Origin of the sequence: Xanthomonas sp. WHRI 1810A (genome assembly GCF_040202885.1) — a bacterium.
Lineage (GTDB): Bacteria > Pseudomonadota > Gammaproteobacteria > Pseudomonadales > Pseudomonadaceae > Aquipseudomonas.
Genome location: NZ_JBEGED010000001.1, coordinates 408,317 through 423,342, shown reverse-complemented (window position 1 = coordinate 423,342; position 15,026 = coordinate 408,317). Strand labels below are relative to the sequence as shown.

The following is a 15,026-nucleotide window of genomic DNA, read 5'->3' as shown; positions in this document are numbered from 1 at the left end:
GTCATGCACGGCGAATCACCGATCAAGCGTCGCGAATCTCGTAAAATCTGGGTCGGCTCGGTACCGGTAGGCGGCGATGCGCCGATTGCTGTGCAGAGCATGACCAACAGCGACACCAATGACGTCGCGGCTACCGTGGCACAGATCAATCGCCTGGAAGCTGCAGGTGTCGACATCGTGCGTATTTCGGTACCGGACATGGATGCCGCTGAAGCATTCGGGCGCATCAAGCAATTGGTGAAAGTCCCGCTGGTGGCCGATATTCACTTCGATTACAAAATTGCGTTGCGGGTTGCCGAGCTGGGCGTGGATTGCCTGCGCATCAACCCGGGCAACATCGGCCGTGAAGACCGCGTGCGTGCTGTGGTGGATGCCGCGCGTGATCGTGGGATACCAATCCGCATCGGCGTGAATGCCGGTTCGCTGGAAAAAGACCTGCAGAAAAAGTACGGCGAGCCAACGCCGGCTGCGCTGGTCGAGTCCGCGCTGCGTCATGTCGAGCACCTTGATCGTCTGGATTTCCATGACTTCAAAGTCAGCGTCAAGGCGTCCGACGTGTTCATGGCCGTCGAAGCCTACCGCCTGCTGGCCAGGCAAATTGTGCAGCCGTTGCACCTGGGCATCACCGAAGCCGGTGGTTTGCGTTCAGGCACAGTGAAATCGGCCGTCGGCCTAGGTATGCTGCTCGCCGAAGGCATTGGCGACACCATTCGTATTTCGCTGGCTGCTGACCCGGTCGAAGAAGTGAAAGTCGGTTACGACATCCTCAAGTCCCTGCACCTTCGTTCCCGTGGCATCAACTTCATCGCCTGCCCGAGCTGCTCCCGGCAGAACTTCGATGTGGTCAAGACCATGAACGAACTGGAAAACCGGCTTGAAGATCTGTTGGTCCCGCTGGATGTGGCAGTGATCGGTTGTGTGGTGAACGGTCCGGGTGAAGCGAAAGAAGCGCACATCGGCCTGACCGGTGGCACGCCGAATCTGATCTACATCGACGGCAAGCCTGCACAAAAGCTGACCAACGACAATCTGGTGGATGAGCTGGAACGTTTGATCCGTCGTAGAGCGGCCGAGAAGGTCGAGGCCGAGTCTGCCTTGATCCTGCGTAGCTGACAGTGCCGCCAACCCCGTTTCTAAGGATTTTTTGTGAGTAAGTCTTTGCAAGCCATTCGTGGCATGAACGACATCCTGCCGGATCAGACGCCACTGTGGCGCTACTTCGAGGGCACTGTTTCGCGGTTGCTGGATAACTACGGTTATCGCCAGATCCGCATGCCGATCGTCGAGTTCACGGACCTGTTCAAGCGCTCCATCGGCGAAGTCACCGATATCGTCGAAAAAGAGATGTACACCTTCGAAGACCGCAACGGCGACTCCCTCACCCTGCGTCCTGAAGGCACAGCGGCCTGCGTTCGCGCCGTCCTTGAGCACGGGATCATCGGCGGTGGCCAGGTCCAGAAGCTGTGGTACATCGGCCCCATGTTCCGCCACGAGCGTCCGCAAAAAGGCCGTTACCGTCAGTTCCATCAGATCGGTCTGGAAGTGTTCAACCTCGACGGCCCTGACATCGATGCCGAGCTGATCGTCCTGACCTGGCGTCTGTGGGAACAGCTGGGTATCCGCCATGCGGTCAAGCTTGAATTGAACAGCCTGGGCACCAGCGAAGCGCGTGCCCGGTACCGCGAAGCGCTGGTCGAGTTCCTGTCGGCGCGCCTGGATCAGCTGGATGAAGACAGCCAGCGCCGTCTGAACACCAATCCCCTGCGCGTGCTGGACACCAAGCACCCTGAAACCCAGGCGGTGCTGGTTGATGCGCCGAAGCTGGCGGATTACCTGGACGACGAATCGCGGATCCACTTCGAGGGCTTGAAGGCCCGACTGGACGCCGCCGGCATCCCCTACGTGATCAACCCGAAGCTGGTGCGTGGCCTGGATTACTACAGCAAGACCGTTTTCGAGTGGGTAACCGATCAGTTGGGCGCTCAAGGCACCGTCTGTGCGGGCGGCCGTTATGACGGTCTGGTCGAGCAAATGGGCGGCAAGCCCACCACCGGTGTCGGTTTCGCCATGGGCATCGAACGTCTGGTGCTGTTGCTGGAAACACTGGATCAGGTGCCGGCAGAAGTGCTGCGCACGGTGGACGTTTATGTGTGCGCCTTCGGTGAAGCTGCCGAGCTGGCCGCGCTGACACTGTCCGAGCGCCTGCGCGATCAGGCGCCCGACCTGCGCCTGCAAGTTAATGCCGGGGCTGGCAGCTTCAAGAGCCAGTTCAAGAAGGCCGACAAGAGCGGCGCACTGTTTGCGCTGATTCTGGGTGATGAGGAACTGGCGCGCAGAGAAGTGGGCGTCAAGCCGCTGCGTGGTCAGGGCGAACAACAAAATATTGCCTGGGATGCTCTTTCCGAGCACCTGGCCACCTGCATCGTGCAGGGTTGAAGCTGACAAACAGCGGATTTAGCGAATAGGAGTATTGGGGTGTCGAGTAGCGATGATGAACAGCTGGTGGCGGTCAAGGATTGGTGGCAGCGTAACGGCAAGCCGCTGGTAACTGGCGGTCTCCTCGCGCTGATCGTGGTGTTGGGCTGGCAGGCCTGGCAGAAGTATCAGAGCAATCAGTCCCAAGGTGCATCGGCGCTCTATCAGCAGTTGCTGGAAACCGCGTTGACCCCGAGCGGTGAAGCGGATGCCGGTCGTGTCGCCGAAATCGCCGGCAAGCTCAAGAGTGACTTTGGTGGCACGCCTTACGCCCAGTACGGCAGCCTGTTCGTGGCCAAAGTGGCGGTTGATACCGGCAAACTGGATGATGCAGCGGCAGAATTGAAGGCCGTGGCCGACAAGCCGTCCAGCCCGACACTCGGCGAAATCGCGCGTCAGCGTCTGGCCCGTGTCCTGGCGGCTCAGAACAAGCCTGAAGACGCACTGAAGTTGCTCGATGGCGAGGCTGACAAAGCGTTTCTGGCCAGCCGTGAAGAATTGCGTGGCGATCTGCTGGTTCAGCTGGGTCGTACCGATGATGCGCATGCTGCCTACGTAAAAGCCAAGGCGGCACTGTCGGAAGAAGCCGCTGTAGGTGGTCTACAAATGAAGCTCGACGATCTGGCCAAAGGGGATGCGTGACGTGATTCGTTGGAAACATGCAGCATTGCTGGCCCTGGCCATTTTGGCCGCGGGTTGCAGCAGCAACAGCAAGAAGGAATTGCCTCCAGCCGAGCTGACGGACTTCAAAGAAGAAGTGGTCCTGCAAAAGCAATGGAGCCGCTCGGTCGGTGACGGCCAGGGCGAAACCTACAACATGCTGATCCCGGCTATCGACGGCGAATACATCTTCGCCGCCGACACCACCGGTGTCGTCATGTCGGTCAATCGCTCCAGCGGCGACGTGGTCTGGAAGAAAGAACTCGACAAGCCTGTCTCCGGCGCCGTGGGCGTTGGGTTCGGCATGGTCATGGTCGGTACGCTGAAAGGCGAAGTGATCGTGCTCGACGAGTCGACCGGCGAAGAAAAATGGCACGCCCGGGTCACCAGTGAAGTATTGGCGGCCCCGGCCACCAACGGTGACGTGGTGGTGGTTCAGACTCAGGATGACCGTGTGATCGGCTTCGACGCCGCTACCGGTACCCAGCGCTGGATCTACGAGAGCACACCGGCGGTCCTGACCCTGCGTGGCACCGGTGCGCCGATTGTCACCAACCGTCTGGCCGTCGCCGGTCTGTCCACGGGCAAAGTGGTCGCACTCGATACCACCAACGGTGTTCCAGTGTGGGAACAGCGCGTCGCGATTCCACAAGGTCGTTCCGAGCTGGATCGCGTGGTCGATATCGACGGCGGTCTGCTGTTGTCGGGCGGCACGCTGTACGTGGCTACTTACCAGGGCCGGGTTGCAGGTCTGGAACTGGAAAGCGGTCGCATACTCTGGCAGCGCGATGCGTCGAGTTACGCTGGCGTCGCTCAAGGTTTCGGCAGCGTTTACGTGAGCCTGGCCAACGGCACCGTGGAAGGCATCGATGAGCGCTCGTCGACTGCACTGTGGAGCAACGACTCGTTGGCCCGCCGTCAGTTGGGCGCGCCGGAAGTGTTTTCCAGCTACGTTGCCGTCGGCGACATGGAAGGCTATCTGCACCTGCTGAGCCAGGTCGACGGTCGTTTCGTCGGTCGCGAGAAGATTGACGGCGATGGCCTGCGTGCCCGCCCACTGGTATCGGGCAACACCATTTACGTCTTCGGCAACAGCGGCAAGCTCGAAGCCCTGACGATCAAGTAGTGGCTGTCTATGCTGGAGGGGTTTGCCGTGAGGTGCCCCGCTAGCAGCCTTGCTCCGGCAAGGCTCGTGGCACATTGAGTGCCACGCCGAACTCCGGCCGCTGCCTTGCAGCGGCTTTTGTATTTTCTGAAATAACGAAGTGGAGAGCCGCATGGTTCCCGTAATCGCCCTGGTGGGTCGACCGAACGTCGGCAAGTCCACCTTGTTCAACCGCCTGACCAGGACTCGCGACGCCATCGTCGGCGACTTGTCCGGTCTGACCCGTGATCGCCAATACGGTGAGGCCAAGTGGCAAGGGCGCAGCTATATCCTGATCGACACCGGTGGTATCTCCGGTGACGAGCACGGCATGGACGAAAAGATGGCCGAGCAGTCGCTGCTGGCCATCGAAGAAGCCGATGTCGTGCTGTTCCTGGTGGATGCGAAGGCAGGTTTCACCGCCGCCGACCAGATGATCGGCGAGCATTTGCGCAAACGAAACAAGACCTCGTACGTGGTCGCCAACAAGGTCGACAACATCGACCCTGAACTGGCCCGCGCCGAGTTCAGCCCGCTAGGCATGGGCGACGCTATTCCGGTCGCTGGCGCGCACGGTCGTGGCATCACGCAAATGCTGGAAATTGCGCTGAGCTCGTTTCCGAAAGATGACGAGGAAGAAGAGGGCGAACCTGAAATCGTCGCCGAAGGCGAGGAAGCCAAGCGCATTCCTGGCCCTAGCGAGAAAGACGGCATCAAGATCGCCATCATCGGTCGTCCAAACGTCGGCAAATCGACGCTGGTCAACCGCATGCTGGGTGAAGACCGGGTCATCGTATATGACGAGCCGGGCACTACGCGGGACAGTATCTACATCCCGTTTACGCGTAACGACGAGAAGTACACGCTGATCGACACCGCCGGTGTGCGCAAGCGCGGCAAGATCCACGAGGAAGTCGAAAAGTTCTCGGTAGTCAAAACCCTGCAGGCAATCAAAGACGCCAACGTGGTGATCTTCGTGATGGACGCCCGCGAAGGCGTTGTCGACCACGACCTCAACCTGCTGGGCTTTGCGCTGGAAGCCGGTCGCGCACTGGTCATCGCACTGAACAAGTGGGATGGCATGGTGCCGAGCGAGCGCGACTACGTGAAGACCGAGCTGGAACGCCGGTTGTTCTTCGTCGACTTCGCCGATATCCACTTCATCTCGGCGCTGCACGGCACCGGCGTGGGTAACCTGTATCAATCGGTGCAGAACTCGTTCAAGTCCGCGGTCACCCGCTGGCCGACCAGCCGCCTGACGCAGATCCTCGAAGATGCGGTCAGCGAGCACGCGCCGCCCATGGTTGGCAGCCGTCGCATCAAGCTGCGCTACGCGCACTTGGGTGGCGCCAACCCGCCGTTGATCGTGATCCACGGTAACCAGGTCGACAAGGTACCCAAGTCCTACGTCCGTTATCTGGAAAACACCTACCGTCGCGTACTCAAGCTGGTCGGTACGCCGATCCGCATCGAATTCAAAGGCGGCGAGAACCCGTACGAAGGCAACAAGAACACGCTCACGGACCGTCAGGTCAACAAGAAGCGTCGGATGATGTCGCACCACAAGAAAGCCGACAAGAAGCGCCGGGACAAGCGCTGATTGAGTTACGGGGTTTCTCGAAAAGGGCGCCAATGGCGCCTTTTTTTGTGCGCGCTGTTTGGGCTATCCTGCGGGACCCCGAGCCGTCCAGGAGCCGGGTGTGGAGCAGGAACCCCTATGATCACCAGCAAATTGCCTAACGTTGGCACCACCATTTTCACCGTGATGTCCCAGCTTGCAGCCGAAACCGGCGCGATCAATCTGTCCCAGGGATTCCCCGATTTCGATGGCCCGCAGGCGCTGCGCGAGGCGCTCTGCCGACACACCATGGACGGCCACAACCAATACGCACCGATGACCGGCCTGCCCGCACTGCGTGAGCAAGTCGCGGCCAAGATTGCCCGGTCCTACGGCCGGCAAGTCAACGTCGACACCGAGGTGACCATCACCCCCGGCGCCACGCACGGCATCTTTTGCGCGATCCAGACCGTGGTTCAGGCGGGCGACGAAGTCATCGTCTTTGATCCCAGTTACGACAGTTACGAGCCCTCGGTCGAACTGGCCGGCGGTCGCTGCGTTCACGTCCAGCTCAAGGATGGGGATTTCTCCATCGATTGGGAGCAACTCGGCGCTGCGCTAACCCCGCGTACCCGCATGATCATCATCAACAGCCCGCACAACCCCAGTGGTGCATTGATCACCCGCGACGAGCTGGACCAGTTGGCTGCGTTGATTCGGGATCGCGACATTTATCTGGTCAGCGATGAGGTCTATGAGCACCTGGTGTTCGACGGGGTGAAACACGCCAGCGTTCTGGCCCATGAAGAGTTGTACCAGCGCGCCTTTGTGGTCAGCTCGTTCGGCAAGACCTACCACGTGACCGGCTGGAAAACCGGGTACCTCGTAGCGCCGCCGGCATTGACCGCCGAGATGCGCAAAATCCATCAGTTCGTGGGTTTTTGTGGCGTGACCCCGTTGCAGTGGGCGCTTGCGGATTTCATGGCGCAATGCCCCGAACACGTCGAAGAGCTGCCGGCGTTCTATCAAGCCAAGCGGGATTTTTTCTGCGATCAACTGGAGGCGTCACGCTTTGTGTTCCGTCGCTCCCAGGGCACTTATTTCCAGCTGGTGGATTACGCACACATTCGGCCGGACCTGAACGACGTCGACATGTCGCTGTGGATGACCCGCGAGCATGGCGTCGCCAGCATTCCGATTTCTGTGTTTTACCAAAAGCCGCCTGAAGGGCAGCGTCTGATTCGTCTGTGCTTTCCCAAGCGCGAAGAGACGCTGCGTCAGGCTGCGGAGAAATTATGCGCGATCTGACCCTGCTGCCCGATCTGGACATCGCGCTGGTGCAAACCACCCTGGTCTGGCACGACTGCCCGGCCAACCACGCGCACTTTGATGAGCTGCTGAGCGAAGTGCAGGGCGCCGACTTGGTGATCCTGCCGGAAATGTTCACTACCGGTTTTTCCATGGAGTCCGAACGCCTGGCCGAGCCTGCTCGCGGCGTCACCAGTGACTGGATGCTGGCCCACGCCAAGCGGCTGAACGCGGTGATCACCGGCAGTGTCATCACCCGTGCCGAGGACGGCAGTCATCGCAATCGGTTGCTGTGGGCGCGCCCCGACGGCGAGTTGCTGCACTACGACAAGCGCCACCTGTTCCGCATGGCGGGGGAGCACGAGCACTACAGCGCAGGTGAGCGTCAGGTGCAGTTCGAGCTCAAGGGCTGGCGGATTCGTCCGCTGATCTGCTACGACCTGCGTTTTCCGGTCTGGAGTCGCGACGCGCACAACACTGACCTGTTGCTGTACACCGCCAACTGGCCGGGCGCGAGACGGCTGCACTGGAACCGACTGTTGCCGGCCCGCGCGATTGAAAATCTCTGCTACGTGGCCGCGGTTAACCGTATCGGCACCGACGGCAAGGGCTCTGCCTACACCGGCGACAGCCAGGTCCTGGATTTTCAGGGCGAAAGTTTGCTCAACGTCGGGGCGGCAGACGGGGTGTTTCAGGTCACCCTGTCAGCCGGTAGCCTGGCGGCGTATCGGAGCAAATTCCCGGCATGTCTCGACGCTGATACATTCGAGATACAGTAACGCTATGGAGTTGGGGCGGCGGCGGTCGATAGCGGTGGTATCGAAACCGGAGTTCAGTCATGACCACGATCAACGCCTCTTCCCTCAGCACTCACGCCACTGCCTTCGCTGTCACAGTGAAGAAAGACGCCACTGTCACCACTGACAGTGACACCACTGCCACGACGGCCGCCACGGCCAGCGACTCCACTGGGGCTACCGAAAAGGCCGGTGGGGCGGGCGGCAGCGGTGGGGCCGGTTCATCGAGCAGCAGCACGAGCGAAGCGGCCATTGAGAAGCTGGAAGAGCAAATCAAGGAAACCCAGAAACGCCTGCAGGAACAGCAAGAGCAACTGGCTGTAGCCCAGGCCAGCAAAGGCTCCGACGATCAGAAAGCGGCGCGGGTCATGGCCATCGAAGGCCAGATCGCCAGCAGCAGCGCCTCGTTGGCGACGCAAGAAGCCGCTCTGGTGCAGTTGCAGAAGTCCGGCAGCATCAACACTACCGCGTGAATTCATGCAGCACGGTCATGTCCCGTCCTGAAAAACGGGGCTTTCATCGACGTGGGCGGTACGCGGCGGTGGGCTCCAGTTCTGTACACGCTGGCCGATAGCTCCTGTAACAAAACAGGAGTTAGGTCATGACCACCATCAACACGGGTTCTCTGGGTTTTTATTCCAGCGTATTTGCTACAGGGGTTAAAACGGACGATTCCAAAACCAGCGATGCGACTTCGGTCACTGTCAATGTCAGTGGCGTGACCAGCAAGGCAGGGGCTACGGAAGGATTGTCGCCCTCGCAGCAGGCGATCCAGCAGTTGCAGGACCAGATAAAAGAGGCGCAGAAGCGTCTTCTTGAGCAGCAAAAGCAACTGGCTGCCGCTCAAAACAGCAAGCTGCCTGAAACCGAAAAGGCACAGCAAGTCATGGCCATGCAACAGCAGATCACCGCCACCATGGCGCAGGTGTCGACGCTGCAGGGCGCATTGCTGGAATTGATGAAAGGCAGCGTCAGCACCACCGCTTGATAACCGCATTAAACGAAAAAGGCCCTGAAGCATTCACTTCAGGGCCTTTTGCGTTTCCTTCAAGTGCTTAAGCAGCCTTGGCCTCGGCTTGAACCAGCGACCGGTTCAATGCACTGAACAATGCACGGAAGCTTGCCGTGGTGATGTTCTCATCAATGCCGACGCCGTGGACGGCACGGTCGCCATTCACTCGCAGCTCGATGTAGGCAGCGGCCTTGGCCGTGGTCCCCGCACCGATGGCATGTTCGTTGTAATCCATGATTTCCACGCCGACGGGCAGGCTCGACACTAACGCTTCCAGCGCGCCGTTGCCTTTGCCGCGCCAGTGCAGGTTGGTCTCGCCGTCGCCTTTGGCAGACACCTCCACCTCAACAGCGCTGTGGCCGTTCTCTTCCTGCAGACGGTGGCTGACGAGGGCGTACGGCTTGTTCGCCTGCAGGTATTCCTGCTTGAACAGCGCGTAGATCTGCTGCGCTGTCATTTCCAGGCCCAGACGGTCGGTTTCGCCCTGAACCACCTGGCTGAATTCGATCTGCATGCGGCGTGGCAGCGAGATGCCATATTCCTGTTCCAGCAGATAAGCGATGCCGCCTTTGCCCGACTGGCTGTTGACGCGGATGACCGCCTCGTAGCTGCGGCCGATGTCCGCGGGATCAATCGGCAGGTACGGGACTTCCCACATCGCGTCGGGCTTCTGCTGGGTGAAACCCTTGCGGATGGCGTCTTGGTGCGAGCCGGAAAATGCGGTGTGAACCAGATCGCCCACGTACGGATGACGCGGATGGACCGGGATCTGGTTGCACTCTTCGACCACTTTGCGCACGCCGTCGATGTCGGAAAAGTCCAGCTGCGGGTTCAGGCCCTGGGTGTACATGTTCAGAGCGACTGTCACCAGATCGACGTTGCCGGTGCGCTCGCCGTTACCGAACAGGCAGCCTTCGACGCGGTCGGCACCGGCCATGAGGCCCAGTTCTGTGGCGGCAACACCGGTGCCACGGTCGTTGTGGGTATGCAGGCTGATGATCACGCTGTCGCGGCGCGTGATGTTGCGGCTGAACCACTCGATCTGGTCGGCGTAGATGTTCGGTGTGGCGACCTCGACCGTGGCAGGCAGATTGAGGATGACCTTGTTCTGCGGCGTGGCGTTCCAGACTTCGATGACCGCATCGCAGACTTCCTTGGCGAACTCCAGCTCAGTGGCGCTGAAGGTTTCGGGGGAGTATTCGAACTGCCATTGGGTTTCTGGCTGTTGGGCTGCGTATTTGACGAACAGCTTGGCCGCGCTGACGGCGATTTCCTTCACGCCAGCCTTGTCCTGATTGAAGACGATGCGGCGGAAGGAAGGGGAGGTGGCGTTGTACAGGTGCACGATGGCTTTCTTGGCGCCGCGCAGCGATTCAAAGGTGCGAGCGATCAGGTCTTCACGGCCTTGGGTCAGCACCTGAATCGTGGTGTCGTCCGGGATGTGCCCGTCTTCGATCAGGGTGCGCACGAAATCGAAGTCGGTTTGCGAGGCAGCGGGGAACGACGCTTCGATTTCCTTCACGCCCACCTGGACCAGGGTTTTCCAGAAGCGCAGCTTTTTGACGGCATCCATGGGCTCGATCAACGACTGGTTGCCGTCGCGCAGATCGGAACTGCACCAGATCGGCACCTCGGTGATGGTCTTGGAAGGCCATGTGCGGTCGGCCAGATCAATCACGGGAAACGCGCGGTACTTGGTCGAGGGGTCTTTGAGCATGGTCATGTGAGCAGTCCTTTAGATACTGAGGGCCGAAGAAAGGCGGCCAGCCGTTGCGACGTAAGACAAGGGTCGGTTACCGCTATTCAGCCCGGCAGTCGTGCACTGACGAGGTTAAGGCAGCGATGCTGACGCAACAATATGAGGGTGTGAGAGGCTTTCATACCGGCAACCGTAACCAATTGGGGTGAAAGCTGGCAAGCGGCGGAGAAAAATTGGTACGGGTCTTCGGTAAAACGCTTGAATCAAGATTTATAAGCGCATATTTCGCGGATGGCGAGATTTAATTGCTGGGCCGGTTTGCCTTGCGCAATGCTGGCCTGTAGGAGCGCGCTTGCCCGCGATGGCGTCGCATCAGTCGACATCGCGCTGGTCTGAGGGACTGCTATCGCGGGCAAGCGCGCTCCTACACACGTGATGCACTATGGCTGGAACGCACCGATGAAAATCGCCGGGTCCACCCGCGCATCATTGAGGCTGACGTTCCAGTGCATGTGCGGGCCGGTAGCGCGACCGGTCGAGCCGACGCGCCCCACCACGCCCCCGCGCGGCACAGCGTCACCGACCTTCACATCGATCTTCGACATGTGGCAGAACATGCTGATGAAGCCCTGCCCGTGATCGACGAAAACGGTGTTGCCGTTGAAGAAGTAGTTGCCGATCAGGATGACCTTGCCTGCCGCCGGCGCCTTGATCGGCATGCCGGCCGGCACTGCGAAATCCAGCCCCGCGTGGGGGTTACGCTCTTCGCCATTGAAGAACCGCCGCACGCCGAACTTGCTCGACAGCGGGCCGTTCACCGGCTTGTCCAGGATTAGGTTGCTGGGCGTGCCGGGGCTGAAACTGCGATACGCCTGGACCTGCACCGCCAGTTCGCCTTCGATGCGCTTCAAGTCCTCGGGGTCAGGATTGACCTGACGCTTGTTCTTCAGGGTGATGCGCTGTTCCGGGTATTTCTTGCTGCCGACGACGAAGGGTACGTTGCGATTGCCGCTGGCGTCGCTGGCCACCAATTGCTCATTGCCCGGTTTGGCGGTCAGCGGTACGCCCACGATCGCCAGCCAGCGGCTGCCTTGTTCCTTGACCACCATCACCGGTTTGCCCTGATACGTGGCCTTCGGCGCTTGAGTGCCAGTGCCCAGGTCCACGACTGCGACGCCTCCTGGCACCGGCTTGTTGAGCGCGCGGGTGATGAAGCTATCCGAAGGCGCGGCGGCAAACGCCGGCATTGCGAGACAACACGCCAGTGTGGCAGCCAGAAAGGGTCGAGCGAGTAAGCCCAGCATCAATAGATCAATCCAGTAGAGAAAGGGTGACAGGCGTCAGGTGGTTATCTTCAACGCGTACCAGCAGTTCGCCTTCGCCCAGTTTCGCGGTGAGACGCTGGCCCGGCTTGGTCTGTTCGGCATTGCGGATCGCATGGCCCTTGTCGTCCAGCAGAATGCTGTAACCGCGACCGAGCGTGGCCAGCGGGCTGACGACGTTCAGCGTCTGCACCTGATTCTGTAGCTGCAGCTGACGGGTCTTGAGGTTGTCCCGGATGGCTTTCGGCAAACGCTGGGCGAGCAGATCCAGGCGTTGGCGCAGGAACGCCAGGGTCCGCCCCGGATGTTGCGCCGCCAGCCGGCTTTCCAGGTGGCTCATGCGCACCTGGCGTTTGTGCATCTGCTGCTCGAAGGCGCGGCGCATGCGCATGTCCAGATCGTCCAGGCGCTGGGCCCGCTGGCGCAGACGCTCGCCAGGATGACGCAAACGGCGGGAGATACCGTCCAGCCGCAGCTTCTCGCGCATCAGGCGGTCTTGCATGCGGCTGATCAATCGCCGCTGCAGGCTGTCGACCCGGCGATGCAGGTCGCTGGAGTCCGGTGCAAGCAGTTCGGCGGCAGCGGAAGGGGTAGGGGCGCGAACGTCCGCCACAAAGTCGCTGATCGAGACATCGGTCTCGTGACCGACAGCACTGACAATCGGCGTCACGCAGGCGTCAATCGCGCGCGCCACGGCCTCTTCGTTAAAACACCACAGGTCTTCCAGCGAGCCGCCGCCCCGCGCCAGAATCAGCGCGTCGAAGCCGCGTCCATCCGCCAGTTTCAGGGCTCGCACGATCTGCCCGATGGCCTCGCGGCCCTGCACGGCAGTGGGGATCAGGGTCAGTTCGACCTGGGGTGCGCGACGACGAAACACGCTGATGATGTCGCGAATCACCGCGCCGGTCGGCGAGCTGATGATGCCGATGCGCCGTGGGTGCAGCGGCAGCGAGACTTTACGTTCAGCGCTGAACAGGCCCTCGGCGCTGAGCTTCTCCTTCAGTGCATCGAAGGCCAGGCGTAGCGCGCCGTCGCCCGCGGGCTCAACCGTGTCGAGGATCAGCTGATAATCGCCGCGCCCCTCGAACAGCGAGACCTTGCCCCGCACCTTGACCGCCAGACCGTCCTTCAGTGCCTGGCGCACCCGCGCGGCGTTCTGCCGGAACAGTGCGCATCGCACCTGCGCACCGGTGTCCTTGAGCGTGAAATACACGTGGCCGGAGGCGGGGCGTGACAGGTTGGAAATCTCGCCCTCGACCCAGATGTTGGAAAACACATCCTCCAGCAGCACGCGCGCGCGGCCGTTGAGCTGGCTGACGGTGAGGACTTCCCGGTCGAGGCCGAGTCTTGCGAAGGGGTCTTTGATCATGGCGGGCATGATAAAGGTAATGGGGTGTGGCTGACGATCATTGTTGGAGCGAGGCTTGCCCGCGAATGGGTTTCACCTGTGATCAAACCAATACCTGACACAACCTCTTCGCGGGCAAGCCTCGCTCCAACAGAATCTTGTGAAGATCGCTTCCTATATATGTATGGCACACGCCCCCAAGGACTGGTTACAGTCTGCGCCGATCATTTTCAGTCAATCAGTTCGGAAGGGAGGCGCTGTGACCATGGCCGGGTTGTTGGGCGAATTCAGTCAGCTGGGGTTTACCCCGATGGATTGGCTGGTCATTGAATTGGGAGTGATTGCTGCTTATCTGGTGTTCGCCATCGCAGGGTTCGGCACAGCGTTGGTGGCCGGCCCGGTGCTGATTCATTTCATGCCTTTGTCGCGGATCATTCCGTTGCTGGTGATGCTCGACTTCCTTGCTGCCTTCAGCCATTTCCTTCCCTCCCGGCAACAGGTGGTCAAGTCCGAGCTGATGCGGATGGTGCCCTGCATGGCGGTTGGCTGCACCCTTGGCGTGCTCTTTCTGCTCAACCTCAAATCCGATCTACTGCTGTTGCTCATGGGCATTTTCCTGATTGCCTACTCGGTCTACAGCCTGGCGATCAAGATACGTCCTACCCAACTGTCCGCCGGTTGGGCGGTGCCCATGGGGTCTGTCGGGGGGCTGTTCGGCGCCTTGTTCGGCAGCGGCGGCTTCCTGTATGCCATCTACCTGAATGGCCGGCTGACCGACAAGAACCAGGCCCGCGCCACACAAAATGCACTGATCAGTTGCAGCACCATCGTGCGCCTGAGCCTGTTCGTGATCACAGGCGTCTACGCCCAGATATCCCTGCTGTTGCTGGCGGTATGCATTCTGCCAGCGATGATCATCGGCTCCTGGATTGGCCGGCATCTGGTCAGCAGGCTTTCGCGCGAGATGTTTGTGCGGCTGGTGACCTGGCTGGTGCTGGTCAGCGGAGTCACGCTGATTGGCCGTTATCTGGCGGGCTGATGGGTAACCTTGACCTCAGCCGCGACGGCATTAAGCTGCCCACCTCCAGATGATCGTCAGCGACAGGCAGGCCATGAACACCCAAAGCATCATCGTTCCGCAGATATCCAGCTTCCCCGCACGCGAAGCGAAAGCCCGCGCCATCCTGCGCTGGCTGGTCAAGCTGGACGTGGTCGAAGAAGCACTGACCACCTGCGGGCGCAGTTACAACAAGATGGCCTACGCCGTGGCGCCAGGCGCGCGGCGCTTTGTCGAGAACCCCGATGCACTGCCCTTCGGCAAGCCGGTCAACGGGCTGGAAATCGTGTTGAAGCGCTGCATCTATACCCCGCAGCAGGGTTTTGTCGAAGAAGCGGGCTGTCCTGAATGTCGGCGTGAGATCGGCGAAGCACTGTTCGACAGTCTGGAGGAGTGGATGCCGGGTCATACCGACAACTTCATGTGCCCCGAATGCCGGCATGAGGACGACATCAACGGCTTTCTGTTCCTGCAACCCTGCGCTTTTTCCAACCTGGGTTTCATTTTCAATGACTGGCTGGAGGCGGGTTTCAAGCGGAGTTTTCTCGACGATTTCGCCGAGCGTCTGGACCGCCCGGTGTCCTTCGTTAAAGTGCGTCTTTGATCAAGGCCGGGCAGGGCGGGGCAGTGATAGACCGCGTCGATC

At 60.5% G+C, this 15,026-nt stretch carries 14 protein-coding genes; 11 read left to right on the top strand and 3 right to left on the bottom strand.

The window, feature by feature from the left end; genetic code table 11:
- The first annotated feature begins 3 nt into the window (after positions 1-3).
- The 9 genes from ispG to ABQX22_RS01840 all read left to right on the top strand — a co-directional run bounded on the left by ispG (position 4) and on the right by ABQX22_RS01840 (position 8,930).
- A complete protein-coding gene (gene ispG, locus ABQX22_RS01880; RefSeq protein WP_349795917.1) occupies positions 4-1,113 on the top strand; it encodes a flavodoxin-dependent (E)-4-hydroxy-3-methylbut-2-enyl-diphosphate synthase in 1,110 nt (369 codons plus the stop codon).
- A gap of 33 nt (positions 1,114-1,146) precedes the next feature.
- Entirely contained in the window at positions 1,147-2,436 is a 1,290-nt protein-coding gene (gene hisS / locus ABQX22_RS01875; protein WP_349795915.1) for a histidine--tRNA ligase, read from the top strand.
- Positions 2,437-2,475: 39 nt separating this feature from the next.
- Positions 2,476-3,117: a tetratricopeptide repeat protein gene (locus ABQX22_RS01870; protein WP_349795913.1), complete on the top strand. Its 642-nt coding sequence runs from the start codon at positions 2,476-2,478 to the stop codon at positions 3,115-3,117.
- A 1-nt stretch (position 3,118) separates the two neighbouring features.
- Complete coding sequence (gene bamB, locus ABQX22_RS01865) at positions 3,119-4,261, top strand: outer membrane protein assembly factor BamB (protein WP_349795912.1); 1,143 nt, start codon at positions 3,119-3,121, stop codon at positions 4,259-4,261.
- Between the two features lie 151 nt (positions 4,262-4,412).
- Positions 4,413-5,879 carry a ribosome biogenesis GTPase Der gene (gene der / locus ABQX22_RS01860; RefSeq protein ID WP_349795910.1) on the top strand — a complete coding sequence of 489 codons (1,467 nt, stop codon included), beginning with the start codon at positions 4,413-4,415 and terminating at the stop codon, positions 5,877-5,879.
- A 117-nt stretch (positions 5,880-5,996) separates the two neighbouring features.
- Positions 5,997-7,145, top strand: a complete 1,149-nt coding sequence (locus ABQX22_RS01855) for a pyridoxal phosphate-dependent aminotransferase (RefSeq protein WP_349795908.1) — start codon at positions 5,997-5,999, stop codon at positions 7,143-7,145.
- Entirely contained in the window at positions 7,133-7,924 is a 792-nt protein-coding gene (locus ABQX22_RS01850) for an amidohydrolase (RefSeq protein WP_349795906.1), read from the top strand. The genes ABQX22_RS01855 and ABQX22_RS01850 overlap by 13 nt, the downstream gene beginning before the upstream one ends.
- A 59-nt stretch (positions 7,925-7,983) precedes the next feature.
- Positions 7,984-8,415, top strand: coding sequence for a hypothetical protein (locus tag ABQX22_RS01845; RefSeq protein WP_349795904.1), 432 nt, complete (start codon positions 7,984-7,986; stop codon positions 8,413-8,415).
- Between the two features lie 128 nt (positions 8,416-8,543).
- The gene (locus ABQX22_RS01840; protein ID WP_349795902.1) at positions 8,544-8,930 is read left to right on the top strand and encodes a hypothetical protein; all 387 of its coding nucleotides are present in this window, start codon (positions 8,544-8,546) and stop codon (positions 8,928-8,930) included.
- A gap of 67 nt (positions 8,931-8,997) precedes the next feature.
- Here the strand turns inward: ABQX22_RS01840 and leuA are convergent, their stop codons facing one another.
- The 3 genes from leuA to xseA all read right to left on the bottom strand — a co-directional run bounded on the left by leuA (position 8,998) and on the right by xseA (position 13,344).
- Positions 8,998-10,677 carry a 2-isopropylmalate synthase gene (leuA, locus tag ABQX22_RS01835; protein ID WP_441005227.1) on the bottom strand — a complete coding sequence of 560 codons (1,680 nt, stop codon included), beginning with the start codon at positions 10,675-10,677 and terminating at the stop codon, positions 8,998-9,000.
- Positions 10,678-11,093: 416 nt separating this feature from the next.
- Positions 11,094-11,900 (bottom strand): peptidoglycan DD-metalloendopeptidase family protein, encoded by an 807-nt coding sequence (locus ABQX22_RS01830; protein ID WP_349796430.1) that lies wholly within the window; start codon positions 11,898-11,900, stop codon positions 11,094-11,096.
- 64 nt (positions 11,901-11,964) lie between these two features.
- Positions 11,965-13,344, bottom strand: coding sequence for an exodeoxyribonuclease VII large subunit (gene xseA, locus ABQX22_RS01825; protein ID WP_349795900.1), 1,380 nt, complete (start codon positions 13,342-13,344; stop codon positions 11,965-11,967).
- Between the two features lie 244 nt (positions 13,345-13,588).
- Between xseA and ABQX22_RS01820 the strand changes: the two genes are divergently transcribed.
- Both ABQX22_RS01820 and ABQX22_RS01815 read left to right on the top strand, forming a co-directional pair.
- Complete coding sequence (locus ABQX22_RS01820) at positions 13,589-14,362, top strand: sulfite exporter TauE/SafE family protein (RefSeq protein WP_349795898.1); 774 nt, start codon at positions 13,589-13,591, stop codon at positions 14,360-14,362.
- A 73-nt stretch (positions 14,363-14,435) separates the two neighbouring features.
- Positions 14,436-14,984 carry a hypothetical protein gene (locus ABQX22_RS01815; RefSeq protein WP_349795897.1) on the top strand — a complete coding sequence of 183 codons (549 nt, stop codon included), beginning with the start codon at positions 14,436-14,438 and terminating at the stop codon, positions 14,982-14,984.
- The last annotated feature ends 42 nt before the right edge of the window (positions 14,985-15,026 follow it).